This is a genomic window from Arthrobacter sp. P1_B9 (assembly GCF_056406495.1).
Genome location: NZ_JBFUAA010000006.1, coordinates 60,543 through 84,760, shown reverse-complemented (window position 1 = coordinate 84,760; position 24,218 = coordinate 60,543). Strand labels below are relative to the sequence as shown.

Here is a 24,218-nt window from a genome sequence, read left to right as displayed (position 1 = left end):
AGGACACCCGGCGCTCAAGTTCCCTCACCGAGGGGCAACCCGGCCGGAGCGATGGCTAAGTGTCACCTGCACTCCTGCCGCCGCCCCCAGCGCGGCCACGTGGCGAAGGTCCGCCCCCGCCGCAAGATCCCCCACGCTCCGCTCTGGAGGGCCTCCGCAGCCTCGTCGTACCCGGCCGCAGGCCTCTTCCGCGGCCAGCCCGCGAGGCTTAGACTCGATTGGCTTGAGCAAACAGGGAGAAGTTCGGCATGAGGCTCGTCGTCGATCTCACTAAGTGTCAGGGTTACGCACAATGCGCCTTCCTCGCCCCGGAGGTCTTCACGATCCAGGGGGACGAGGCACTTACCTACGACCCGGACCCTGACGAGGCGCAGCGCACGAGGATCCGGCGGGCAGCCGCGGCCTGCCCCGTCCAGGCCATCCGGCTCGACCAGCTTGAGGAGCCGCACAGGCCGCGGCCTCCCGAAGAAGCCCCGGGAACTGCCGCTGCCGCCGGGGGCAACGGGGGCACGTTCCTTCGATCCGGCAGGATTGTCATCGTGGGCACGTCACTGACCGGGCTCCGTGCGGCGGAGCGGCTGCGCGAGGAAGAGTTCACGGGCTCGCTGACTCTCATTGGTGAGGAAGCGCACGAGCCGTATGACCGGCCGCCGCTGTCGAAACAGGTCCTGGCCGGGTCGGTGCCGTCCGATGACACGTCGCTGCCGCGCCGCCGGGCAATCGACGCCGACTGGCGTCTGGGCGTCGCGGCCACGGGTCTGGATCTCGCCGCCAGGCAGGTGCATCTCGCCGACGGTGGCCGGATCGGATTCGACAAGTTGTTGATCGCCACTGGGGTGCGGGCCCGGTCCTGGCCAAACGCGGCGGAGGCGGCGCTGGCAGGCGTGCTGACCTTGCGGACCCGCGAGGACGCGGCAACGCTTCGGCAGCTCCTGGCCGCGCGCCCTCGCCGGGTCCTGGTCATTGGCGCCGGGTTCATCGGCTGCGAAGTCGCTTCGGTGTGCCGCGAACTTGGCCTGCCGGTCACCGTGGCGGAGGCGGGCCCGGCACCGCTCGGCGCGGCGCTCGGCAGCGTGATCGGTGCAATTGCCGGAGAGCTTCAGATCGAGAACGGCGTGGATCTGCGCTGCGGCGTCAGGGTCGTTGCACTGGAAGGCGATGCCGGCGGACAGCTGCGCCGCGCCCGCCTCTCCGATGGCACAACACTTGACGTGGACATCGCGGTCGCCGCGCTGGGGACCGTTCGTAACGGTGATTGGCTCGCAGGCTCCGGATTGGCGAGCGGCGTGTGGGGTGTCGCGTGCGACGCCGGCTGCCGGGCTTTCGACGTCAACGGGCTGGTCACCGATGACGTCTTCGTCGCCGGCGACGTATCCCGCGCCCCGCAGCCGATGTTCGGCTACCAGTTCCTCGCCGTCGAACACTGGGGCAACGCGATCTCCCAGGCCGAGGTTGCAGCGCACAATATGGTCAGCGGCGAAACCGAACGGTGGCCGCACCTGGCTGTGCCCAAATTCTGGTCCGTCCAGTTCGGCACCGAAATCAAGAGCGTGGGTGTGCCCTCGGTCGCCGATGAGGTCGCCATCGTGCAAGGATCGGTCGGATCTCGGCGGTTCCTGGCCGTTTACGGCTACAAGGGCCGGATCGTGGCTGCAGTGGCGTTCAACCAGAACAAATGGCTTGACTTCTATGAACCGCTGATTGACCAGGCGGCGCCCTTCCCGCCGTCGTTCCACCATATTGACGAGCCCGAGGATGCGCAGCCCGTACCGGCCGGGTTCCAGCCCGCCGCCAGCCCCACCCAGGATGCGACCGTCGTCGTGACCGGTCACTATCCCAATGAGCGGCGCGCCAGATTGACTGACCGCCGCCTCCCGTAAAGCGCCGCACCGGAGGCCGGCAGCCACCGGCCCACGACCCAAGGAGCCTTCGCCATGGCCGAGCCCAGCACCTGGGAGCAGATCCTCGACTACACCAACCGGGCTAACCCCTACCCGTTCTACGACGAACTCCGCAAAACCCCCGTGAGACGACTTCCGGACGGCAGCTATCTCGTGAGCACCTACGCGGAGATCGCCGCCCTGTTGCACGATCCACGGGTCAGCTCCGACATAACCCGCAACCCGGCTGCCGCCGCGGCGGGCGCCGCCGTCGGTGAGGACGGGGACGGGGACGGCGCCGGCATGACGCCGACTTTCCTCAGCATGGATCCCCCTGATCACGACAAGTTCCGGCGGATCACCATGCGGCATTTCGGGCCGCCCACGACGCCTGGCAGGGTGGCCGGGATGGAGGCGCGGATGGCGGAAATTGTCACCGATCTGGTCGACAATATGTCGGACCGCGGCCGGATCGACGTCGTCGATGATCTGGCGTATCCCCTGCCCGTCACGGTGATCTGCGAACTTCTCGGTGTGCCCCCGGGAGATGAACAGCGCTTCCGGGTCTGGGTGGACCTGGCCCTGCAATCGACCGATCCCGGACTCGATCCCGAAACCCAGCAAAAGAAGAGGATTGAAGCCGGCACGGAACTGCGAGCGTTCATGCAAGAGCTGGTCGACGCCCACCGGCAGGCCCCGGGGACTGACCTGCTTTCAGCGATGGCCACCGATGATGGCCCGGAGGGCCGCATGCCGGACGAACAACTGGTGAGCACCGGGCTTCTCCTGCTTATCGCCGGACATGAAACCACCGTGAACCTCATCTCCAACGGCGTACTGACGTTGCTCCGCCACCCGGCCGAGCTCCAGAGGCTGCGCGCTGACCCCGGCCTGGCCATCCCGATGGTCGAGGAACTGCTCCGCTACGAGCCGCCCGTGCATTTCGTCCCGTTCCGCACCGCCCTCGACGACATCGACATCGCCGGCACCACCATCCCGGCCGGCGCCTCCCTCACCCTGGTCCTTGCTGCGGGCAACCGCGACCCCGCCCACGTGGCTGACCCCGGGCTCTTCATCCCTGACCGGGCCAACAACCAGCACCTCGGTTTTGGGGGCGGGGTTCATCTGTGCTTCGGGGCGCCCCTGGCCCGGCTGGAAGCGCAGATCGCACTCACTGAATTCGCCACCAGGCTGGAGAACCCGCGGCTGGTCTCGGACCCACCGCCGTACCGGCCGAGCCCGTTCCTGCGCGGCCCCTCCCACCTCCCGGTAGACATCGAAGGCGTCCTCGCCCCGGGTAAGCCCCTGCCGACCGTCGCCCGGAAAATGCACTTCAGCGGGTGACGGTTAGAGGTTTCATGGGCAACACACAGGACACCCGTTCCAGTCGTAGGTCGCCAGCGCCCGCCACGCGGTTGTTCCTGCCGGTGTCATCGCACCAGTCAATGTTGTAGGGCACCGCGGTTACGGCGGCATCCCCCACAGCTGTCCGGGCGGGAACGACAAACGTATAGGTGAACCCCCCGGCGTCGTTCATGGCGGTGGTCGTTTTGAAAACCTCCACGCCTGTGGCGTCGGTGACGCTCACCTGGATGCGGGCGTTCTTGCCGTAGCGGGGATTGCAGTCAGAGTCCGGCGCTGCCACCGTCACGCTCTGCCCCGGTTTGGCTTCCGACGGGGTCAGCGAATAGGCGGGCGGGAAACACGGCGGTTCCCCACCACTGGACGACGCGCACCCCGAGATCGAGGCAGCCAGCACCAATGCACCAATCGTGGCACGGATCACGGAGCGCCGACCACGGTCCTTCAGACAGAGAACCATGCCGTCAGTGTCGCTGGTACAGCAGTCGGCGCCTACTGTTGTGCTGAATTCGTACCCGGATCGTTGCCTGCGCCTGCCCGCCGGCGGTTGACCGCCCCCATCAAGCGCAGGCAGAACGCCCAGTAGGCCACCCCCGCGGCCAGCGAGCCTGCCACGGCCAAGGCAGGGCTGATCCCGGCCAGCGGCGGATAGACCACCCAGTGGACCAGGTACGCGTAGAGGGAGGCGCCGGCGAGCACCACCAAGAGGCAGCGGAGGACCTGCGGCACCGGAATGCTGGGCAGCCAGATGAGCAGCAGGATCCCGGCGAGCAGCGTGGCCTCCCGGCCGGGGTTCTCGAAGAATCCCGGAACGGTCACTGCTGCAACGACAGAGACCAGGCAACGCTGGGCGATGGTCCGGGACCGTGCGATAGCCCAACCCAGCGCGAAGAGCCAGAGAGCAGGCGCCGTGTGCGGCACCCCGGGGTTCACCAGCTCATACCGGGTCAGGAGCCCCACGCCGGTCAGCGCCAGCGGAAAGAGCAGGGGGAAGCGCCGCTCGGCGCGGTCCGCCCACGGAACGGCAAGCAGTGCCACGGACCCCACAAGCAGGTAAACAAGAACTTCGATGAACCAGAAATGCCACTGGGTGCTCACCCTCTCCGGCCCGAGGACGGCATTGAGCAGCACGATATTGGCGGGTGAGTAGTTATCGGTGCTCAGGTACGCCACCGCGATGAACGCCGTGCTCGGCACCACGATTCTTGCCACGCTGGAAAGCTGCCGCCGCAGCCGCGGGGCCCGCTTCCCGGAGAGCTGGAAGCGGGCGAAGTTGTAACCGGCCACGGCCATGAGCACGTGGGCCGCACCCTGCCAGCTGAACAGCCCAACGTGCGTGCTGACGATCAGGACGATCCCGACGGCCCGCAGAACGATGCTCGTTTCCACGGGCGCAAAGAAGGGACGACGCGTCCGGACCGGTGCAGTGCGCGGCCGGGGCTCCAGATCCCGGACCGGCGTCACGTGCCAGTCCCGCGGGAGATGGCCCAGCGCCTGTTCCAGCCGCACCGACGCGGCCACATAAGAGAGCGAGTCCCCGCCCAGGGACACGAACGTGTCGCTGTCCGCGATGTCGGCGCACTCCAGCACGTCCTGGAAAATCTTCCGGACGCTGTCCGGAGCATTGTTGTCCGGCGCGCCGGTTTCCGCTGCGGGGGCGGGTGCCGGCCCGGGTTTCGGCCCGGACRGGGCCAGGACGCCCCTGTAGTCGAGCTTGCCCGTTGCCAGGCGCGGGAGATGGTCGACGGCGTGCACCTCAAGGGCGGCTCGCGGCAGCCCCATGCCCTGGGCGAGGACCTTGCCCAGCAGGTGCGCGTCGTGGTCGCCTTCAACGGCGACGACGACGCCGTCGTCCGTCCCGGCGCTGGCCGCCTGCACACCGAGGTCAGCCAGGAGCCGCTCCACCTGTCCCAGATCCACGCGCAGCCCCACGATCTTGACGAACCGGCTGCGCCGGCCCACCACTTCGTAGACGCCCGCCGGGTGCAGCCTGGCGAGGTCGCCGGTGCGGAGCTCCGCAACGGTCCGGCCTGCGGCAAGGTCCGCCGGGCATTCGGCGTAGCCAAGCATGACGTTGGCGCCGCTGTAGACAAGTTCGCCGTGTTCCAGCCCCGGCACGGGGTCGATCCGGAACGAGCCGCCGGGCACCGGGACGCCCACCGCGCCCGGCACCTCGGCCGCCAGCTCCGGAGGCAGGTACGCCATCCGGGCCGTCGCCTCGGTCTGGCCGTACATCACGAAAAATTCCCAGCCGCTGCTGCGGCCAAGTTCGGCGTAGTTCCGCACCGAGTCCGGCCCCAGTCGGCCCCCGGCCTGGGTGACGTAGCGCAGGCTGGGCAGATCCATGTCCGCGAACCCGATCCGCTCGAGTAGTTCGAAGGTGTACGGAACGGCCGCGAAAGACGTCGCCCCGCGGCCTCGGAAGAGGTCCCAGAAGCACGGATCGACCACGGAAAGATCGGTCAGGACCAGTCCGGCGCCGCGGAGCAGGTGGCTGTTGATCACGGACAGCCCATAGCAGTAGGACATGGGCAGCGTCGTGGCCGCGCGGTCGTCGGGCCCGATGTTCAGGTACTCGGAAATCGACTCGGCGTTGGACTGCAGGTTCGCATGCGAGAGCCGCACGAGCTTGGGCGAGCCGGTGGATCCGGAGGTGCTGAGCAGGAGCGCGAGGTCCGGGTGAAGCTCGTGGCGGGTGCCGGTCCGGCGTTCGTCCAGCAGGAGCTGCCCGTTGCCGGGTTGGACAACGACGTCGGGGTCGTAGGCCGCGACGAGGGATTCCAGGGCGGCCGGCTTGTCCTCCGGCAGGAGGATCAGCGGGTGGCCGCCGGCCAGGGCCGCCAGATAGACCACCAGAGAGTCGAGGTCGTTGGCTGCGGCGAGCGCCACGAGGCGCCGTGTGGTGCCAAGCCGGAGGGCGAAGGCATCGACCCGCTCCGCCAGCTCCCGGTACGTCATTGCCAGGGTGTCGGTAAGGATGGCTGGGCTGTCCCCGTAGCTCGCAAGATCGGCGGCAAAGGGCACCCGCATGAAGTCAAGCTGCGTGGTCACCCGGACGATGTTATTAGATTAGGCTTACCTAATCCAAATTAGGGTACGAAAGGTTTGCGTAATCGCCGCGAATCGGTATCCTCCTTACTTAGGTGTACCTAAGTCGGGATTGCATCGGCAATGTTGCCGGGGAAGCCCACTCGGTCCCGTACCCCTGCCTCCACTCCCCCGCACCGCACCGCACTGCTCCACCCCACCGATCCAAGGAAACACCATGCCCAGCATCCCCCTGCCCAAAAATGCCCCCCGGTTTCGGAAGACGCTTGCCCTGTTGGCCGCGGCAACCGCAGTTCCGTTGGCCCTGGCCGGCTGTATGGGCAACCCAAAGGACCCGGGCGCCGCCGGACCCATCCAGGTCACGAGCAGTACCGGCGTCGACGCCCATCTTCAGGGCCTGTTGGACACCGGCACCCGGCAATACTCCGCTTTCGTCGTGGATCAGACCGATCAGCTGGTTACCGGCACGAGGTCATTCGCGGCGGCTTACGCCGCCGGGGATGCGACGAAGGCCCGCGGACTCTATGCCGCCACGCGCATGCACTGGGAGCGTATCGAGCCGGTCGCCGAGTCGTTCGGGGACCTGGACCCCAAGCTCGATGCCCGTGAAGCCGACCTCGCACCCGGCCAGGAATGGACCGGCTGGCACCGGGCCGAGAAGGACTTGTTCCCGCCGGCCGGCTACACTCCCCTCGCACCGGCGGAGCGTGCCGCCATCGCCACGCAGCTTGTTGCCGACACCGAGGACCTGGCCCAGCGGACCCGCACCGTGGAACTCTCCGCGGACAAGATCGGCAACGGCGCCAAGGAACTCCTGGGCGAGGTGGCCACCGGCAAAGTTACCGGGGAGGAAGAAATCTGGTCCCACACCGATCTCTGGGACTTCCAGGCCAACGTTGACGGAGCCCGGACCGCTTTCGAGAGCCTGTTGCCTGCGCTGCAGCAGAAGGACCCGGCCCTGGCCGAAGCGCTCGAGGCCAAGTTCGCCGCCTTGCAGGCCGGGCTCAAGCAGCATTCCACCGGCGCAGGCTTCGTCTACTACAACGACCTCAGCCAGGCCCAGGTGCAGCAACTCGCCTCCCTGGTTGATGCCCTGGGCGAGCCCCTGGCCAAGCTCACTTCGGCAATGGCCCTGTGACCGGCTGCCCCTTCGGCGGCAGCCCCCGCCAGACCCCCGACGGCGGCGCCCCCGAATCAGCTAGCGCACCGGAACCAGCCAAGCCACCGGGAGCCGCCGCCATGCCCGCGCCGCCCGCAGCCCCCGGTTCGGGAAAGGGCCGGCTGTCCCGCCGCGGGCTCCTGTCCCTGGCAGGAGCCGGCGGCGCGGGCGCCGTCGCCGGCCTGGCGGTTGGCTTCCTCAGCCACGATTTCGTCGAGGCCGCGGCCGCCCCAGTGGCAGAGCCCGGCGACATCATCGCCTTCCACGGTGACCGGCAGGCCGGCATCGTCACGCCGGCCCAGGACCGCCTTCACATTGCAGCCTTCGACCTCGTCACGGAGGACCGTGCAGAGCTCATCCGGCTTCTCAAAGACTGGACGGCCGCCGCCGTGGCGATGACCGAGGGGCGCAGCACGGGCAGCAGCGGCGCCGTCGATGGCCCCTACGACGCCCCGCCCGAGGACACAGGTGAGGCCCTGGACCTCGGCGCCGGCAGACTCACCCTCACCTTCGGGTTCGGCCCCGGCTTGTTCGAGAAGGACGGCAAGGCCCGCTTCGGACTCGAGGGGCGCCGCCCGGACGCACTGATCGACCTGCCGCACTTCCCAGGCGACGACCTCCAGCCGGGACGCACCGGCGGCGACATCGTGGTGCAGGCCTGCGCCGACGACCCCCAGGTGGCCGTCCACGCGATCCGCAACCTTGCCCGCATCGGCTTCGGGCAGTCGCGCGTCCGCTGGTCCCAACTCGGCTTCGGGCGGACGTCCTCCACGTCGAGGTCACAGGCCACCCCGCGGAACCTCTTCGGCTTCAAGGACGGCACCAACAACCTCAAAGCCGAGGACACCGCCCTGCTTGGGGAGCACGTGTGGGCAGGCCAGGGAACGCGCCCGGAAGAGGGCTGGATGGCCGGCGGCACGTACCTCGTGGCGCGCCGGATCCGGATGCACATCGAAATCTGGGACCGCACCTCACTGCGGGAACAGGAAGCGCTGATCGGGCGCACCAAGGGCGCCGGGGCCCCGCTCTCCGGCGGCGAGGAATTCACCGCCCCCGACTTCGAGCGCCAGGGGCGCGGCGGGGAACCACTGATCCCGCTGGACGCCCACGTCAGGCTCGCGCACTCGAGCCAGAACGACGGCGTCAAGATGCTCCGGCGCGGCTACAACTACACCGACGGCTCGGACGGCCTGGGGCACCTCGACGCCGGACTGTTCTTCATCGCGTTCGTCACGGACCCCAGGACCCACTATGTGCCCATGCAGCTGGCCATGGCGAAGGAGGACACACTGGCCCTGGAATACCTCAAGCACACCGGCTCGGGCCTGTTCGCGGTTCCGCCGGGCATCCGGGCGGGAGGCTTCATCGGCGAAGGTCTCTTCGCATGATGGCGGCAGTCACCGCTGCGGGCAGCCGCCCGGGAGCCGAAGAGCTCACCGCGTGGCAGACGGGACCGTTCCGGGCAGGAGGACCCGGCTGTGGCGCTTCTCGGCCACAGCCGGATCAAATCTCGTATCTTCCAGGGTCCCTCCGTCGTCGAGCCAACGGCGGTTGGTGTAGAACCTGATAGCCCGATCGTTGCCTTTCTCCACCCAGAGAAATGCCCGGTCATAGCCGAGTTCGATCAACTGTTGTTCCGCGGCCGCGAACAGGACGGAACCTACGCCCTGCGCCCACCAGTCCGGATGCACGTTGATCGCGTGGAGCTGACCGGTTCCCGGGTCCGGGTCGCCGGCAGCAGGGCCGAGGATGGCGAACCCGGCAACCGCATCGGCGCTTTGAACGACGAGGTGAATGGTCCCTTGCCTGGGTTCAAGGATGTTTAGGCGCCAGGCGGATGCCGCGCGGTCGACGTCGAGACCGTCCAGGTACTCATCGGTCATGACGCCGCGGTAAGTGGCCCGCCGGGCCGCGATGTGGATCTCGGCCAGCCGTGCGGCGTCGTGCACGGTTGCTGCCCTGACACTGATGTCCGGAGTGGTCATGGTCCAGAATCTATCAACTGCGGGCACCGGTGCCGGGCGGCGCGCGCGAGGAGGCGGGCGAGGTAGCAGATGACGAGGACGCTGGCTGCGGCGAGGAGCCACGCAGACATCACAGCACGAATCGACTCCTGCGGTGAGACCCGATTCCTTGGAATTTCGAGGAGTTCCAGTGCCCGGCCCGAAACACCCGGAATTAGTTGGAGAATCGGAAAGAAGTGTGGGTCGGTGATGTGTCCGTCAAACAGGACTGGGGTACCGCCGGCGCTCACCAGAACTTCTGCCATGCAGGCGGCGACGTCGAGACGCGCCAAGCGGTTGGCCTGGTCCAGGGATTCGCATATTGCCTCCACTTCCGGATCCCGGTCAGTACCGAAGACAAAGCACGCCGCAGCAATCCGGTCATTCCTGACGACGAATACGCTTCGGGACCGGTCCAGTTCTTTCTGGATCATGGGGCGGAATTCAGCGAGGAGTGTCGCGCGCGACCCAGTAGGTGACCATGGCGCGTGCACGATTTCATACATTTCCGTCCATGCTTCATTCAGTTGATCCAGAGCTATTCGATCTCCTGTGAGGATGCCGCCACAGCGGTTTTCGTTTGCCCATCGGAGCACTTCAATACTCGCGGTATCGATCTGCTCGGGCGGACACATTTGATAGCGCACAGCTCCCAGCGATCTGTAAAACTCGTGCGCAATCGTGCCCGGATGGGCTTTGACGGACAGTGGCATCCAACGACGCCTTTGAATGGATTTCACCAGTGCCGAACCGATACCCTGCCGCCGGTATTGCTCACGCACGAAAACGTTGACCGTGTCCCGAGTTGGATGGACGCGGTTGGTGGCTGAGACAGCGATCCCCACTGGCTCTGCACCGAACTTTGCCACCAGCGATGATCCCCCGGGACGCCATTCATCGGCTCTGGCCCATGGCGCGTCGGCTGCGAAGTGATCGGTATCAGCGGCTGTCGCCGGATTGATCACCAGATTTTTTGCTTGTCCGGTCAGCATCCTGGCAGTCTATTCGTTTCAAAGCTGCGGCTTCCGGACGGCATCTTCGAACAAGGAAACAGGTGCTATCCCACCCAGCGACCGGTTGGAAACAGGAACAGAGGCTTTCGGCCGATTCCTTTGGCGCGGTAGCCTGCACTCACACCCTGTATGCCTCTCCCCCGATCGCGATGAGGTCAAATCCCTCCTCGGGCCAGAAGAGTCCAGCAGAACCGTTTTCTTGGAAGGCCACGCCATGTCAGATTCTGAACTTTCCATTCTCCGTGAGCGGGCTGCCCGCGGTGACAACGACGCCATCGGCGAGCTCATCGAGCTGGCCGCGGAGCGGGAAGATTTCGAGGAGCTGCGGCAACTTGCCGACGGCGGCAGCCGCGACGCTGAGGATCAGCTGGTTGAACTCGCCACTGAGAAGGAAGATCTGGACGAGCTTCGGCGTCTGGCATCCACCGGCAATACGGACGCGGCCGAAGTTCTGGCCGAGCTCACTGAGTAAGCACTCCCGTATTTCGGCCGGGTCACCGCAGCTGAAATTGACTATGTCAATAGTCGCTGCAGCATCTATGCTGCGCTGAGCCGCAAACGCGGCATCAACTATTCCGTCCACAGGATTGATCGGATGTCGGCGATGATTCAAGGGAAAGTGCCCACGTGACGCCGAAAGGGCTGGTGGTGCGCGCAGCGAGGCCGGAAGACGCGGCGGAGGTGCGCCGGTTGTCCATCGCCTTCACTCCAGCCGCACAGGAGGTTCCGCCCGAGGTTTTCCATAGCCGTTTCGCCCGGTTCCTTGCCGACGCCTCATGGTGCCTCCCTGTGGCTCCGGCACGCACCAGGCTGCTCGGCTACGGCCTCGCTCAGGATTTCGGGCCGGGCCTGCGGGCTGACTTCACGACGGGCCGGGTCCATGACGTCTTTGTAGACCCCGACACGCGTCTGGCCGGCACCGGCCGGGCCCTTATGAACTTCATCTTCGATTGGTCACGGGCCAGGCCACAGCCAATGATCCTGGACTGGCAGGCAAGTCCCTCCGCCATCGGCTTTTACGGGGCACTCGGCTTCACCCCCGATCGTGTGGGCGACTTTCCCGAGTATCCGGGCTTCACCCTTGACCACCGATCCGGACACGGCGTGCGCTACATTGCTCTCAACCCGGCGACGGCCCGGGCGATGGAGGGGGACCATTGAAAGCGTCAAAAGAGAACGTGCACCTGCCGCGGCCGGACTGCCCAGCGTCCACTCAGCGGTCCGCGCGGCGAGCCCGGACGCACCGTTCGGCGTCGGGCCGGCCCGTTGCCGCAACCGTATGGGCCGGTGCTGCCGGCACACTGTACTGGCTGGCGGCCAGCGGAGAACCCAGTGCCGCGATGGACGCCGCACCCTCGCTGGTTCTGGTGTCCTGGTTCGTCTATGCAGTCCAGTGGCGCCCGTGCCTCCGCGTTGAGAGCGGCGGGTTTGTGTTGATCAACGGACTGCGCGACCACCGGATACCGTTCGATACGGTTGAGGACGTCGAGGTCCGCTATGCCGTCACCGTCAGGGCCGCGGGCAAGAAGTACGTCAGCTGGGGCGCTCCGACCCCGCCGGGCTCGTTCGACTCCGGCTTTCAGCATGTCAGCGATCTGAAGAGCCGGCCACACAGCATGCTCCCCGGCAATGAGCGCATCCGGCAGCCGGAGGTAGTCACCGGCCGTGACAGGATCGCCCAGGCGTGGCACGACGCCCGCGCCGCTGGACTCCACTCCTCCGGCGGAACAGTGACCACGACGTGGAACCGCCCGGTTCTCGCCACGGGCGGCGCGGCGCTCCTCTGGGTGATCGCTGCGGTCCTGATCCAGCGGGGGTGACAGCGCACGCCGGGCAATGCCTCGGGAGTTCAGACCGAGCGGTACCGGAGCGAGCCGGGAATCTCTCCCCGGGACCCGAGGCCTTCCCCGTAGGCGAACTGTGCCCACAGCGCCCGCATCGCCCGGCCATGGGCATTGATCTCGTCCCACGTCGCCCCCGCCAGGAGTCCGGCGCCTTCCCACGTGCGCTGGTGGCCGAAGAGCAGGGGCAGGTCGACTGTGTGCGCGGCGCCATAGAGATTTCCCGGTGCGCGCCAGGACAGCACGTAGCTGTGGGCCCGGCCGCCCGCACGTACATGCCGCCTGGCAAACTGCCTGGCCGCTTTGCCGTACACCAATTCCGTAACCACCCAGGTGACTGCCTTGAGCACTGCGCTGCCGACCACGGGAATCCTCGCCAGCCGGCCCAGGCGCGGGCTTCGCGGCAGAAACAGCCGGGCTTCCTCCGCCGTGTAGCCGATCAGGATGTCGATCGCCGGGGCAGCGGCATTCCAGGCCCGGTCAAGCCCGGATTCCTCGGGCAGGGGTGAATGCCCGTACTGGATCCCGAACGGCATGGCAGCCATCAGACCGAACTTCCTCGCCGCCCGCGCCACGTCCTCTTCAATAGCGACGACGTCCATCGCCGGAGTCGCGGCGGTAACCGCCTCCGCGGCCACCCCCATGGCGGCGGTCATCCTTTCCCGCCCCCGGGTAATGCCCAGCGGCGCACTTTGAATGATGGCGCGCTGGAAGAGCGACGCCGCGTCAGGGGTCGCCATGAGGTGCGCGACGGCGTCGCCCCCTGCGGATTGCCCGAACGCGGTGACGCGGCCCGGATCGCCGCCGAAGGATGCGATGTTGCGCTGCACCCACCGGAACGCCTCGATCTGGTCGAGCAGGCCCAGATTGGCGGGACGGCCGGTGCTGGTGGACAAATATCCGAAGAGGCCCAGCCGGTAGGTCACCGAAACGACGATCACCCGGGTTTCGGCAACCAGCGCTGCGGGGTCGAAGATCGCCAGATCCCCGGAACCGGACGTGTAGGACCCGCCGTGCAGCCACACCATTACCGGCAGCCGTTCACCGTCGTGGAGATCGGCAGGCAGGGTGATGGTCAGGCGCTGGCAATCCTCGCTGCCCGGAAGTTCGCCGTAGCGGGTGCCGAGCACGTCATCCAGGAAGGGCACCGGCGCCTGCGGGCACGCCGGAGACAGGGATGTCGCCTCGAGCGTCTCGGCCCAGTCGGGTGCCGGCGCGGGCGGCTGAAAGCGTTCCGCGGTGGCGTAGGGAATGCCGGCGGCACGCACGACGGCGCCGTCGCGCCATCCGGTGATCGGGCCACACGGCGGATCGAAGGAAAGGTTCACGTTCATTCCGGTCTAGCTGTTCTTCAGGAGGGCAACGTCGGAGACAAGATCAATGTGCTCCAGCATCGCCGCCGCGGCGGCCGCCGAGTCCCGGGACCTGATCGCGTCGGCGATCTTGCGGTGGGAGGCGAGCGACTGCTCCGGCCGGCCGGGCTGTGCGAGCGATTCGAGGCGCGTTTCCAGGACCATGCCGGCAATGAAGGTCATGAGCTGGGCGAGGACTGCCGAGTGGGCCGCGGCGGTGACGGCCTGGTGGAACAGCTCGTCGCCGCGTGCGCCGCGGTCTCCCGAGGCGACCTCTAACGCCATGGCTTCGAGGGCGTGATCGATCGCGTCCATGTCCTGCTCCGTGCGGCGGGCCGCGGCCAGTTCGGCCAGCTTGACCTCCAGCGTGCTCCGCGCCTCAACGATCTCGGGCAGACGGCTCCTGTGTTCGCGGAGGCCTTTGATCACGGAGGGAACGTTCGGCCGGTAGACCAGCACCGCTCCGGTGCCGTGCTGGACGTCGATCACGCCAAGCACCTCGAGGGCCACCAGGGCCTGCGCCAGGGTGGCACGGGAAACCCCCAACCGCTCGGCAAGTTCCCGCTCGGCCGGCAACGTGTCCCCGGGGCCCAGCTCGGCGGACTCGATGAAGTCCATGATCTGCTCCACCAGCTGCTCGTAAAGCCGGGGCCGCGAAACGCGGGAAATCTGATGCGTTGCCGCCTGCTTTGCCATGCGCGTCCTTCCAGCCTGTCCTGACCCCTAAGACTACCGGAGAACTATTGACAAAGACACCTAGTGTCTAGGAGGCTAGGCCACTAAGCCAGTCACGAACCACTTCGATCCGGAGGAACAACGATGTCCGCTCCCGTCCTGTCCATCATCATCCTGGCGGTGATGTTCCTTCTGGCCACGGTGCTGCCGCTCAACATGGGTGCCTTGGCCTTCGTCGGCGCCTTCCTGCTGGGCTCCGTGGTGCTGGGGATGTCCACCAACGAGATCCTTGCCAACTTCCCCGGCGGCCTGTTCCTGACCATCGTCGGGGTTACCTACCTGTTCGCCATCGCGCAAAACAACGGCACCATCGACCTGCTGGTCCGGGGCGCCGTTCGGCTGGTCGGCAGCAAGGTTGCCCTGATCCCGTGGGTCATGTTCGCCATCACCGCGGTGATTACCGCCGTCGGCGCCCTCTCCCCGGCCGCCGTGGCCATCATCGCGCCGATCGCCCTCAGCTTCGCCGCCAAACACAAAATCAATCCGCTCATGATGGGCATGATGGTGATCCACGGCGCGCAGGCCGGCGGCTTCTCCCCCATCGCCGTTTATGGTGTCACCGTCAACAGCATCATTGCCAGGACAGAGCTGGACGCCAACCCGATGGCGATTTTCCTGGCGAGTTTCCTCTTCAACCTGGCCATCGCGCTGGTGCTGTTTGTCGTCCTCGGCGGCGGCAAACTGCTGTCCACCCCGGGCGGGCGGCTGGTGGAACAGGCCGCAGAAAGGCGCCTGTCCGTCAGCGTGGGTGCCCGCGCGGCCGGCGTCACGCTGCAGGGATCCGGATCCGACATCTCCGCCGCCGGCGTCTCGGCCAAGGGCACCTCAGGCTCCGGCACATCCTCGGCTGCCGGTCCCGCCCCGGCCGGCGCACCTCCGGCCGGCGGCGCCCGCGCATCCATGCCCCAGCTCATCACCATCCTTGGCCTGATCGCCCTGGCCGTCATCTCGCTCGGATTCAAGGTGGACGTCGGCTTTGTTTCAATCACCATCGCGATCGTCCTCGCCCTCGTGTCTCCCGCAGCGCAAAAGGGCGCCGTCAACAAGATCAGCTGGTCCACGGTCCTGCTCATCTGCGGCATGCTCACGTTCGTGGGCGTCCTCGAAGAAGCCGGCACCATCGCATTCGTGTCCGGCGGAGTGGCGGATCTCGGCATGCCCCTGCTCGCCGCCCTGCTGATCTGCTACATCGGTGCCATCGTCTCGGCCTTCGCCTCCTCCACTGCCATCCTCGCGGCCCTCATTCCACTGGCGGTGCCGTTCCTGGCCACCGGCGAGGTCGGCGCCGTCGGCGTGATCGCCGCCCTGGCCGTGGCCTCCACGATCGTGGATGTGTCCCCGTTCTCCACCAACGGCGCCCTGGTCCTGGCCAACGCGCCCGAGGACGTGGACAAGGACAGGTTCTACAAGCAGATCCTGGCCTACAGCGGCATCGTCGTCGCCGTCGGACCGGCCGTCGCCTGGCTGGTCATGGTAGTCCCGGGCTGGATGTGACCGCTGGATGTAGCCGACAAATCAACCAACCGCGCAAGCCCACCGCGCGCCCGCCACGACCGACCAAAGAAGGAACACGTCCATGAGCACCGAACCCATGCCCGACGCCGAAGGCCCCCTCACCGGCTATCTCGTAGTGGACCTGAGCCGCGCGCTCGCCGGCCCGCATGCCGGGATGATGCTGGCTGACCTCGGCGCGCGGGTGATCAAGGTGGAGAACCCCGGTACCGGCGACGACACCCGCGGCTGGGGGCCGCCGTTCGTGGGCCCCGAGGATGATCCGCAGGCCACGTATTTCCTCTCCTGCAACCGCAACAAGGAATCCATTGCCCTGGACTTGAAGAGCGACGACGGGCGGGCAGTGCTGCGTGAGCTGCTGGAACGCGCCGACGTGGTCATCGAGAACTTCCGTCCCGGCGTCCTGGACCGGCTCGGATTCTCCGCCGCGCAGATGCACGCCCTGAATCCGGCGCTGGTGGTCCTCTCCATCACAGGATTCGGGCACGACGGGCCCGAATCCCAGCGCAGCGGCTACGACCAGATCCTCCAGGGCGAGGCCGGGCTGATGTCCCTGACCGGATCCGGGCCGGACGATCCGCAGCGGGTCGGGGTTCCCATCGCCGACCTCCTCTCCGGCATGTACGGGGCGTTCGGCACCCTCGCGGCGCTGCTCCAGCGTGAGCGGACCGGCCAGGGCCAGATCGTCCGCACCTCATTGCTCGCGGCCCTGATCGGGGTCCATGCCTTCCAGGGCACCCGGGCCACGGTTGCGGGCGAAGTGCCGAAGGCGCAGGGCAACCAGCACCCGTCCATTGCCCCCTACGGACTGTTCCACTGCCGGCAGGGCGGGGTGCAGATCAGCGTGGGAAGCGAAAAGCTCTGGAAAACGTTCGCCTCGACGTTCGGGATCGACGCCGCGCGGCCGGAGTTCGCCACCAATGCGGACCGCGTGCGCAACCGCGAGAAAGTCATCGAAGAAGTGGAGCGGGTGTTCTCCGATTTCGAGGCCGAGCCGCTGCTCACCAAACTCAACGACGCCGGCATCCCGGCCGGCAAGGTCAGAACCCTGGACGAAGTCTACGAATGGGAACAGGTCCACTCGCAGGGTCTGGTGGTCGACGTCGAGCACAAAATCCTCGGCACCGTGAGCCTGCCCGGCCCGCCGCTGCGGTTCTTCAGCGCCGCCGGCACCACCGAAACCACGTTGACGTCCCACACCGCGCCGCCGCTGCTGGACCAAGACGGGGAGCAGATCCGGCGGTGGCTGGGGCTGACACCCGGCACCCCAGCGGGCGCGGCCACAGTCACCGGCCAGGAAGGCCCCCGGGCATGCTGACCCGGCAGAAGGTCCGGCACCTGGACGCCACCGAACTCATCACCGCGGTCCTCGATCCCGGGTCCTACCGCAGCTGGGACGCGCCCGTGCTGGACCCCGATCCCGGCCCCGAGTACCGGCAGGAACTGGCCGCCGCCCGGGCCAGGACCGGCGTGGACGAATCCGTCCTTACCGGCGAAGGCCTGATCCGCGGCCGCCGGGTGGCCGTGATCGTCAGCGAGTTCCGGTTCCTCGCCGGCTCCATCGGCCAGGCCGCCGCGGAGCGGATCGTCACCGCCGTCGAACGGGCCACCCGCGAGGGCCTGCCCCTCCTGGCCGGTCCGGCGTCGGGTGGGACCCGCATGCAGGAAGGGACCGTCGCGTTCCTCTCCATGGTCAAGATCAGCGCCGCCGTCCGCACCCACCGCAAGGCCGGGCTGCCCTATCTGGTCTACCTGCGTCATCCCACCACGGGAGGCGTCATGGCCTCATGGGGGTCCCTCGGCCATATCACCGCCGCCGAGCCCGGCGCCCTGCTCGGCTTCCTCGGACCCCGGGTCTACGAGGCCCTCCACGCCACCCCGTTCCCGGAGAACGTCCAGACGGCGGAGAACCTTTTCGACAAAGGGCTGATTGACGCGGTGGTCCCGCCCTGGCAGCTGTCCGACGTCGTCGACCGCGCCTTGGGCATCCTGGTCACCGGCCCCCGCCCGCCGGTCGCCGCGCCCGCCACACTGTCCGTGAAGCCGTCCGGCGCCGGCGCCTGGGAGTCGATCGGTATTTCCCGCGACCCCCGCCGGCCGGATGTCCGGCAGCTGCTGGCGCACGGGGCCCGGGACGTGCTTCCGCTCAACGGCACCGGCCAGGGCGAAAAGGACCCCGGCCTCCAGCTGGCCCTGGCCCGTTTCGGCCGGGAATCCTGCGTCGTGATCGGCCACACCCGGCCCCGGGCGACGCGGCCGACGGGCATGGGACAGACGGCGATGGGACAGACGGCGATGGGGCCGGCGTCCCTCCGGGAGGCCCGGCGCGGCATGCGCCTAGCCGAGGAGCTCGGACTGCCGCTGGTCACCATCATCGACACCGCCGGCGCCGCCCTGTCCCAGGAAGCCGAGGAAGGCGGCCTGGCCGGCGAGATCGCCCGCTCCCTGCACGACCTCATCGGGATTAACGCACCCACGGTGTCCGTGCTGCTCGGGCAGGGGGCCGGCGGCGGGGCACTGGCCCTCCTGCCCGCGGACCGCACCATCGCCGCGCAGCACGCCTGGCTGTCCCCGTTGCCGCCGGAAGGCGCGAGCGCCATCGTCCATCGGAGCACCGGCTTCGCCGCGGCCATGTCCGAGGCCCAGGGCGTCAACGTCGCGTCGCTGCACGCCAACGGACTTGTGGAACACATCGTGGACGAACGCCCCAACGCCGCCGACGAGGCCCTGGCCTTCTGCAGTCGCCTCGGCCGCGCCATTGAATACGAACTCGCCACGCTCTCCAACGCAGGAGTCGACGAACTCCTCCCCCGGCGCCTGGCGAAGTACCGCAACTTGGGCGGCGTCCTTGCGCCGGCGGAGGGACGCCGCCCGGCGGGGTCACCGCTAGATGAGGCTCAGAGCAGGCTCGAGAACTCCGTGTGGCTGAGCGGGGCGTAGCGTCCGTAGGCGGCGATCACCGCGGCCTCGACCGCATCGACGTCCAGGCCCGGCACCAGGTCATCGGCCGCGCCCGCCGTCGCGGGGTCCCATTCGAGGCCGAGGGCGGCGTAGCTGGCCTCCAGGACCGCGCGGATCGGGGCGGAGTCCGCCACCACGATCACGGAGCTGAAGAGCCAGCCGCCGGCGACCACCCGCTGGGCGGTGCCGACCAGCTTGATCCGGTGCTCGGGGACCTCCGGGTCGCTGCCGTGCACGCTGAACTCCCCGGGGCAGTACTCCCCCGGGATCTCACCGACGCCGGCATCCACCCCGGCGTCGCGCAGTGCCCCGGCGAGCAGTTCGCCGAAACGCGAAAACCTCCCCTTGGCCCCGGCAATCGCGTCCGCATCGGGTTCCAGGTGGTCGATGACGAGGGTTCGCTCGTGGTACGCCGCCGCGCGGCCTCCGGCCTTGCGGACCAGCGGCTCGAAGCCCAGCTGCCGGCAGGCGTTGGCGGCGGCCTCGAAGCCTGGCAGGTGCGTGTCGCGCTGGCCGAAGGCGACCGTGGGAACCGGCCGGTACAGCCGCAGGGTGGGACCCAGCGAGCCGGTTTTGACCTTCTGGAGGAGCCCGAGCGCGAAGTCGAGGTCGGCCGCGGCGCCAAGTGATTCCTGCTGCCGCACCACCGTCAGTGTCCGGGACCCGGCTGGCGCCTGCGGCATGTTGTTATGCTCCCTTATGGTCATTCTGCAATTCCTCGTCGTAGCCGCCGCATTCGCCATCATCGACGCCATCTGGCTCAAGACGATGAACCCGTTCTACCGCCGCCAGATCGGTGACCTGATGGCCGACAAGCCCAATCTAGGTTACGCGGTGGTGTTCTACGTGATCTACATTGCCGGGATCGTGTTCTTTGCCCTGACGCCAGCGCTCGACGGCGGCAGCTGGCTCAGCGCTGTGGGCTACGGTGCCGCGCTGGGCGTGTTTGGCTACGCCACCTACGATCTGACAAATGCCGCCACGCTCAAGACGTGGCCGTGGCAGCTGATCGTCGTGGACATCCTTTGGGGTGCCGTGTTGACGGCGCTGGCCACGTTGGCCGGCTGGCTCGTCTTCCACTAGAACTAGGACCTGCGCAGCGTCAGGATCTGTTCCGCGCGTCCGAACGGGCCTGTGAGGTCATGCAGCACCGTGGAGGTGAGCCCGATCCCGTCCGTACCGAACGTGACTTCGTTGTCCAGCCCCAGCCACTCCCCCTCCGGCTGCCGGTACATGTGGATCTGCAGGTCCAGGTTGGGGAAGGCGTAGCTGCCCTTGCCCGGCGGGACCCGGGCGGCAATGCCGTTCGCCGTGTCCACGAGGCCGACCAGCCGGGCGAGGTCGCCGCTGTCCGCCCGGTCTGTCAGCGGGTAGTCGGTGCGGAGCCAGACGGTTCCCGAGCCCGCCCGGTGGCCCTCGGCGATCCGCATGTGCAGTGAGGCGATGTAGCCGCCGGGCCAGACGGCCGCGGCGTCGTACGGCTCGCAGTCCTCCGGCGCCGGAATCCTGGGATCCTCGAAGGCCGCGATGGCGGACGTGTCAGAGGTGATCATCCGCCAGGCCGTGGCGCGAATGGCCGTGCGCCCGCCGGAAACGAGCTCGGCCTGCACCAGTTCGATGGTCCGTCCCGGGCGCAGGGTGGAGGTCACGATCTCGAACTCACCGCCGGGGATCAGCCCGAGGATTTCGTAGCTGAGCCGCGCCATGCGCATGTCTTCGCGGGGCTCATGCCGGGCCAGGCGGTCGGCCATGATGCCGGACGCGGGGGCCATGTGCTGCTCGTGTTCGTTCCAGGCGCCTTGGGCGTGGATGGTGGAGCGGAACCGCCCGTCCCCCAGGACCTCGTAGTAGAAATCGCCCTCGGCAAGTTCCGGTAGTGCAGCAGTCAACGTCCGCCCTTTCGCATGGCTGGTGATTCCAGAACACACTATCCTGCTGCGCTTTCAGTGTTCCCGGCCGCTGTGTTTCCGGCTCCGATCCGGCGCGGACCCCGGACGCGCGTTGCGCTTGTTCCCAACCGATCCGCTCGGACTGGGTAGACTCGGGTGAGGTTTTAACGACTATTCACCGAAGAGGTGCTCCCCCTGCTTAGAGTCATCAGCTACAACCTCCGCAAGCACGCGGCCAGCGGCGAGCTGGTCGATCTGGCACGTGATTTCGAGATTGATGCTTTGTGCCTCCAGGAGTGCGATACGGACGATCTGCCGGAGACCATCGGGGATCTGCACTTGGCCGATTCCACCAAGGGCAACCGGCTGGGCCTGGCGATCTATTACCGCATGAGCCGTTTCACGGCCTACGAGACCAAGACCTTCGCCCTTAAGAAGTCCATGCACGACCGTGTCCTCTCCCCCGCGCACGAGCGGCTCATCGGTACGCGTGTGACCGACAACGAGACCGACCACGAACTCGTCATCGCGTCCTTCCACGCGGCACCGCTGACGGCATCGAACTCACTGCGCCGGAACCAGATCCATGCCGCCCACGCCGAGCTGCTCAGCATGGGCGGTGGGCTGATGTCCCTGATGGTGGGCGACTTCAACTATCCGTTCTTCACCAAGTCCCTGACAGCGCAGATGAAGGACGCCGGCTACGACCTCACGATGAGTGACCGACGCACCTACACCCGGTACAAGGTCTTCAAGGGCCATTTCGATTTTGCCACTTCCCAGGGGCTGGAGATCGAAAGCGTGGAAACCCTGGCCCGAGGCGCGTCGGACCACCTTCCCATCCTGATCACGGCCGAATACGGCCAGGAGGCGCCCCCCAACGGTTCAGGACCCGCGGAGCCTTAGCGGCCGGTCCGGGGGTACGAACACCCGGTGAACACCCGGTGAACCGGGCATCGAAAGCAGGCTTCTCGTAATCTGCCTGTGATCTACTGCTGGGCGTGAACTTCTCAAGACGCACGTTCCTGACCGCCACCGGAACGGCCGCAGCCACAGCGCTGGCCGCCGGCAACAGCTGGCGGGCAGCGGAAGCCGCCACTGCCGCCCTGCCCCCGGCCGCCGCATCCGACATTGACCACATCATCGTGTTGATGATGGAAAACCGTTCCTTCGACCACTTCCTGGGCTGGCTGCCCGGTTCAGACGGCCAGCAGGCCGGCCTGAGCTACACGGACCGCTATGGGACTTCGCACACCACGCACCACCTGACGGACTTCCAGGGCTGCGGCCACCCGGACCCGGACCACTCGTACGAGGGCGGCCGGATCCAGTACAACGGCGGCAAGAACAATGGTTGGCTCCTGGCCGGGGAAAACGACGGGTTCGCCGTCGGCTATTACGACGCCGCCGACCTCGATTTCTGGCGGCAGGCCGGCCCGGACTGGACGGTCTGCGACCGGTACTTTGCCGCCACGATGGCCGAAACCTACCCGAACAGGTTCTACCAGCACGCGGCGGCCACCGACCGGCTGCACAACTCCACCGTGACATCCACGCTCCCGACCATCTGGGACCGGCTGGCCGCCGCCGGGGTGGACGGAAAGTACTACTACGGCGATATCCCGTTCACCGCGCTCTGGGGCACGAAGTACCTCGGGATCTCGCACCACTACTCCGAATTCCTCTCTGACGCCGGCGCCGGCAGCCTGCCCGCGGTGTCCTTCGTGGATCCGCGGTTCACCGACGAGGGATCGGGAACATCCGGCGATGACCACCCGCACGCGGACATCCGCTCCGGGGAGACATTTCTCGCCGAGGTCTACAACGCCGTCACCACCGGCCCGGGTTGGGCCAAGACGCTGCTGGTGATCAACTATGACGAGTGGGGCGGCTTCTACGACCACGTCGCCCCCGGTACGGCCCCGGACGTGAGCGCCTCGACGGCCCTGCGGGGCTTCCGGGTGCCGTCCGTGGTCATCTCCCCGCGCGCCCGACGCCGGCACGTCGCCCACGACATCTACGATCACACGTCCGTACTGAAGGCCATCGAATGGCGGTGGAACCTGCCTCCGCTGACGCCCCGGGACAGCGCGGCCCGCAACATCGCCGAAGTCCTGGACTTCGGCGCACCGGCAAACCTGACCGCTCCCACCTACCTGGTCCCGCCCTTCGTGGCCGGCCCGGCCTGCACCCCCGTGGGGCCGCCGCCGGCCGAGGAATGGTCCGGACTCAAACAGAAAGCACTCGCCGACGGATGGAAACTGCCGTGAACCCCACCACCACAGAAACCACGACGGCGGCCCCCGGGCCCCTCCGGCGGGTCCGCAGGCCAGCTCTGCGGGCCTCCGCCGCGGCCATCGTCCTGCTGGCGGCGGCGGCGATCGGCTGCGGACCGGCCCAGCCGGCTGCCACGGCCAGCGCTCCGACAGCCACCTCGGGCCAGGGTTACCTGCCCGGTGCCAAACATGTCTTCATCATCAACCTGGAAAACAAGGGTTACGACGGGACGTGGGGCCCGGCGTCGGCCGCCCCATACCTGTCCCAGACGCTCAGGGGCCAGGGGGTGCTGCTGAACCAGTACTTCGGCACGGCCCACAATTCTCRGCCGAACTACGTCGCCCAGATTTCCGGCCAAGGCCCCAACCCCCAAATGCAGGCCGACTGCCAGACCTACTCACCGTTTGTCGGAAGTGGCACGGCCAGTCCCGGCCAGGCGGTCGGAGACGGCTGTGTCTTCCCGGCCAGCGTGCCCACGGTGGCCAGCCAACTGACGGCCGCAGGCAAGACGTGGAAGGGCTACATGGAAGACATGGGAACGCCCTGCCGGCATCCGGCCCTCGGCGCGGTGGACGACACTCAGAAGGCCAAGGTCGGGGACCAGTACGCGACGCGTCACAACCCTTTCGTCTACTTCGCCGGGATCACCGGCTCCCCGGACTGCGCCAAGAACGACGTCGACCTCAGCGCCCTGAAGACAGACCTCGCGTCGACCGCCACGACCCCCAATCTGTCCATGATTACGCCGAACCTCTGCCACGACGGCCACGACGCCCCGTGCGTGGACGGACAGCCGGGTGGCCTGGCCAGCGCCGACGAGTGGCTCAGGCAGTGGGTGCCGGCCATCACCTCCTCCCCGGCGTTCAAACAGGACAGCGTCCTGGTGGTCACCTTCGACGAGTCCGACGGCCCGCAGTCGGACGCCGCCGCCTGCTGCGGCGAAACCGCCGGCCCGAACACTCCCGAGCCTGGCATCACCGGCCCGGGCGGCGGCCGCGTCGGCGCACTGGTTATCTCACCCTTCGTCAAGGGCGGCACCTGGTCCACCACTCCCTATAACCACTACAGCCTGCTCGCCAGCATCGAAGACACTTTCGGCCTGCCCTATCTCGGCTATGCGGGAGCCCCTGGACTGAACCGCTTCGGGCTCGACGTCTACAACGCAGGGGTCCAGGGGTAACGCGCG

General features: G+C 67.6%; 22 protein-coding genes. 14 read left to right on the top strand and 8 right to left on the bottom strand.

Annotation, left to right across the window (positions count from 1 at the left end; all coding sequences use genetic code 11):
* The first annotated feature begins 248 nt into the window (after nt 1-248).
* Both AC1D1A_RS10485 and AC1D1A_RS10480 read left to right on the top strand, forming a co-directional pair.
* On the top strand, nt 249-1,880 hold the full coding sequence (locus AC1D1A_RS10485) for an FAD-dependent oxidoreductase (RefSeq protein WP_476947692.1): 1,632 nt from the start codon (nt 249-251) through the stop codon (nt 1,878-1,880).
* A 54-nt stretch (nt 1,881-1,934) separates the two neighbouring features.
* Nucleotides 1,935-3,224 (top strand): cytochrome P450, encoded by a 1,290-nt coding sequence (locus tag AC1D1A_RS10480; protein WP_476947691.1) that lies wholly within the window; start codon nt 1,935-1,937, stop codon nt 3,222-3,224.
* On the opposite strand, the gene AC1D1A_RS10475 is transcribed toward AC1D1A_RS10480, so the two are convergent.
* Nucleotides 3,214-3,702 (bottom strand): hypothetical protein, encoded by a 489-nt coding sequence (locus AC1D1A_RS10475; RefSeq protein WP_476947690.1) that lies wholly within the window; start codon nt 3,700-3,702, stop codon nt 3,214-3,216. The two genes, AC1D1A_RS10480 and AC1D1A_RS10475, sit on opposite strands and share 11 nt — an antisense overlap.
* Nucleotides 3,703-3,734: 32 nt before the next feature.
* On the bottom strand, nt 3,735-6,293 hold the full coding sequence (locus tag AC1D1A_RS10470; RefSeq protein WP_476947689.1) for an AMP-binding protein: 2,559 nt from the start codon (nt 6,291-6,293) through the stop codon (nt 3,735-3,737).
* 214 nt (nt 6,294-6,507) lie between these two features.
* On the opposite strand from AC1D1A_RS10470, the gene efeO reads away from it, so the two are divergent.
* Complete coding sequence (gene efeO / locus AC1D1A_RS10465; RefSeq protein WP_476947688.1) at nt 6,508-7,428, top strand: iron uptake system protein EfeO; 921 nt, start codon at nt 6,508-6,510, stop codon at nt 7,426-7,428.
* The gene (efeB, locus tag AC1D1A_RS10460) at nt 7,425-8,837 is read left to right on the top strand and encodes an iron uptake transporter deferrochelatase/peroxidase subunit (protein ID WP_476947687.1); all 1,413 of its coding nucleotides are present in this window, start codon (nt 7,425-7,427) and stop codon (nt 8,835-8,837) included. The genes efeO and efeB overlap by 4 nt, the downstream gene beginning before the upstream one ends.
* A gap of 45 nt (nt 8,838-8,882) precedes the next feature.
* Here the strand turns inward: efeB and AC1D1A_RS10455 are convergent, their stop codons facing one another.
* Nucleotides 8,883-9,434, bottom strand: coding sequence for an N-acetyltransferase family protein (locus AC1D1A_RS10455; protein ID WP_476947686.1), 552 nt, complete (start codon nt 9,432-9,434; stop codon nt 8,883-8,885).
* Nucleotides 9,431-10,444 (bottom strand): GNAT family N-acetyltransferase, encoded by a 1,014-nt coding sequence (locus AC1D1A_RS10450; RefSeq protein WP_476947685.1) that lies wholly within the window; start codon nt 10,442-10,444, stop codon nt 9,431-9,433. The genes AC1D1A_RS10455 and AC1D1A_RS10450 overlap by 4 nt, the downstream gene beginning before the upstream one ends.
* Nucleotides 10,445-10,679: 235 nt before the next feature.
* Here AC1D1A_RS10450 and AC1D1A_RS10445 point away from each other — a divergent pair, with 235 nt between their 5' ends.
* The 3 genes from AC1D1A_RS10445 (at nt 10,680) to AC1D1A_RS10435 (ending at nt 12,285) form a co-directional block, all read left to right on the top strand.
* The gene (locus AC1D1A_RS10445) at nt 10,680-10,937 is read left to right on the top strand and encodes a hypothetical protein (RefSeq protein WP_476947684.1); all 258 of its coding nucleotides are present in this window, start codon (nt 10,680-10,682) and stop codon (nt 10,935-10,937) included.
* Nucleotides 10,938-11,092: 155 nt separating this feature from the next.
* Complete coding sequence (locus AC1D1A_RS10440) at nt 11,093-11,626, top strand: N-acetyltransferase family protein (protein WP_476947683.1); 534 nt, start codon at nt 11,093-11,095, stop codon at nt 11,624-11,626.
* 179 nt (nt 11,627-11,805) lie between these two features.
* Entirely contained in the window at nt 11,806-12,285 is a 480-nt protein-coding gene (locus tag AC1D1A_RS10435) for a hypothetical protein (RefSeq protein ID WP_476947682.1), read from the top strand.
* A gap of 29 nt (nt 12,286-12,314) precedes the next feature.
* Here AC1D1A_RS10435 and AC1D1A_RS10430 read toward each other — a convergent pair whose 3' ends face one another.
* Complete coding sequence (locus tag AC1D1A_RS10430) at nt 12,315-13,640, bottom strand: carboxylesterase family protein (RefSeq protein ID WP_476886437.1); 1,326 nt, start codon at nt 13,638-13,640, stop codon at nt 12,315-12,317.
* Between the two features lie 6 nt (nt 13,641-13,646).
* Entirely contained in the window at nt 13,647-14,354 is a 708-nt protein-coding gene (locus AC1D1A_RS10425) for a FadR/GntR family transcriptional regulator (protein ID WP_476871627.1), read from the bottom strand.
* Between the two features lie 123 nt (nt 14,355-14,477).
* Here AC1D1A_RS10425 and AC1D1A_RS10420 point away from each other — a divergent pair, with 123 nt between their 5' ends.
* The 3 genes from AC1D1A_RS10420 (at nt 14,478) to AC1D1A_RS10410 (ending at nt 18,845) form a co-directional block, all read left to right on the top strand.
* Entirely contained in the window at nt 14,478-15,887 is a 1,410-nt protein-coding gene (locus tag AC1D1A_RS10420; protein ID WP_476947681.1) for an SLC13 family permease, read from the top strand.
* An 82-nt stretch (nt 15,888-15,969) separates the two neighbouring features.
* A complete protein-coding gene (locus tag AC1D1A_RS10415; protein ID WP_476947680.1) occupies nt 15,970-17,223 on the top strand; it encodes a CaiB/BaiF CoA transferase family protein in 1,254 nt (417 codons plus the stop codon).
* A complete protein-coding gene (locus tag AC1D1A_RS10410) occupies nt 17,217-18,845 on the top strand; it encodes a carboxyl transferase domain-containing protein (protein ID WP_476947679.1) in 1,629 nt (542 codons plus the stop codon). The genes AC1D1A_RS10415 and AC1D1A_RS10410 overlap by 7 nt, the downstream gene beginning before the upstream one ends.
* Here the strand turns inward: AC1D1A_RS10410 and AC1D1A_RS10405 are convergent.
* A complete protein-coding gene (locus AC1D1A_RS10405; protein WP_476947678.1) occupies nt 18,803-19,549 on the bottom strand; it encodes a lipoate--protein ligase family protein in 747 nt (248 codons plus the stop codon). The genes AC1D1A_RS10410 and AC1D1A_RS10405 overlap by 43 nt on opposite strands.
* 16 nt (nt 19,550-19,565) lie before the next feature.
* Between AC1D1A_RS10405 and AC1D1A_RS10400 the strand changes: the two genes are divergently transcribed.
* Nucleotides 19,566-19,949 carry a DUF2177 family protein gene (locus AC1D1A_RS10400; RefSeq protein WP_230010036.1) on the top strand — a complete coding sequence of 128 codons (384 nt, stop codon included), beginning with the start codon at nt 19,566-19,568 and terminating at the stop codon, nt 19,947-19,949.
* 2 nt (nt 19,950-19,951) lie between these two features.
* Here AC1D1A_RS10400 and AC1D1A_RS10395 read toward each other — a convergent pair whose 3' ends face one another.
* Complete coding sequence (locus AC1D1A_RS10395; protein ID WP_230010034.1) at nt 19,952-20,755, bottom strand: thioesterase family protein; 804 nt, start codon at nt 20,753-20,755, stop codon at nt 19,952-19,954.
* A 195-nt stretch (nt 20,756-20,950) separates the two neighbouring features.
* On the opposite strand from AC1D1A_RS10395, the gene AC1D1A_RS10390 reads away from it, so the two are divergent.
* From AC1D1A_RS10390 to AC1D1A_RS10380, 3 genes are all read left to right on the top strand, one after another.
* Nucleotides 20,951-21,661, top strand: a complete 711-nt coding sequence (locus AC1D1A_RS10390; RefSeq protein WP_476850153.1) for an endonuclease/exonuclease/phosphatase family protein — start codon at nt 20,951-20,953, stop codon at nt 21,659-21,661.
* Between the two features lie 95 nt (nt 21,662-21,756).
* Nucleotides 21,757-23,025 (top strand): alkaline phosphatase family protein, encoded by a 1,269-nt coding sequence (locus AC1D1A_RS10385; RefSeq protein WP_476947677.1) that lies wholly within the window; start codon nt 21,757-21,759, stop codon nt 23,023-23,025.
* A complete protein-coding gene (locus AC1D1A_RS10380; RefSeq protein WP_476947676.1) occupies nt 23,022-24,212 on the top strand; it encodes an alkaline phosphatase family protein in 1,191 nt (396 codons plus the stop codon). The genes AC1D1A_RS10385 and AC1D1A_RS10380 overlap by 4 nt, the downstream gene beginning before the upstream one ends.
* Nucleotides 24,213-24,218 lie beyond the last annotated feature (6 nt).

Bases quoted from the DNA above. Each gene is read 5' to 3' on its own strand.
- AC1D1A_RS10485 (WP_476947692.1), top strand. From the start codon at position 249: ATGAGGCTCGTCGTCGATCTCACTAAGTGTCAGGGTTACGCACAATGC.
- AC1D1A_RS10480 (WP_476947691.1), top strand. From the start codon at position 1,935: ATGGCCGAGCCCAGCACCTGGGAGCAGATCCTCGACTACACCAACCGG.
- AC1D1A_RS10475 (WP_476947690.1), bottom strand. From the start codon at position 3,702: ATGGTTCTCTGTCTGAAGGACCGTGGTCGGCGCTCCGTGATCCGTGCC.
- efeO (WP_476947688.1), top strand. From the start codon at position 6,508: ATGCCCAGCATCCCCCTGCCCAAAAATGCCCCCCGGTTTCGGAAGACG.
- AC1D1A_RS10455 (WP_476947686.1), bottom strand. From the start codon at position 9,434: ATGACCACTCCGGACATCAGTGTCAGGGCAGCAACCGTGCACGACGCC.
- AC1D1A_RS10450 (WP_476947685.1), bottom strand. From the start codon at position 10,444: ATGCTGACCGGACAAGCAAAAAATCTGGTGATCAATCCGGCGACAGCC.
- AC1D1A_RS10445 (WP_476947684.1), top strand. From the start codon at position 10,680: ATGTCAGATTCTGAACTTTCCATTCTCCGTGAGCGGGCTGCCCGCGGT.
- AC1D1A_RS10435 (WP_476947682.1), top strand. From the start codon at position 11,806: ATGGACGCCGCACCCTCGCTGGTTCTGGTGTCCTGGTTCGTCTATGCA.
- AC1D1A_RS10430 (WP_476886437.1), bottom strand. From the start codon at position 13,640: ATGAACGTGAACCTTTCCTTCGATCCGCCGTGTGGCCCGATCACCGGA.
- AC1D1A_RS10425 (WP_476871627.1), bottom strand. From the start codon at position 14,354: ATGGCAAAGCAGGCGGCAACGCATCAGATTTCCCGCGTTTCGCGGCCC.
- AC1D1A_RS10420 (WP_476947681.1), top strand. From the start codon at position 14,478: ATGTCCGCTCCCGTCCTGTCCATCATCATCCTGGCGGTGATGTTCCTT.
- AC1D1A_RS10415 (WP_476947680.1), top strand. From the start codon at position 15,970: ATGAGCACCGAACCCATGCCCGACGCCGAAGGCCCCCTCACCGGCTAT.
- AC1D1A_RS10410 (WP_476947679.1), top strand. From the start codon at position 17,217: ATGCTGACCCGGCAGAAGGTCCGGCACCTGGACGCCACCGAACTCATC.
- AC1D1A_RS10405 (WP_476947678.1), bottom strand. From the start codon at position 19,549: ATGCCGCAGGCGCCAGCCGGGTCCCGGACACTGACGGTGGTGCGGCAG.
- AC1D1A_RS10400 (WP_230010036.1), top strand. From the start codon at position 19,566: ATGGTCATTCTGCAATTCCTCGTCGTAGCCGCCGCATTCGCCATCATC.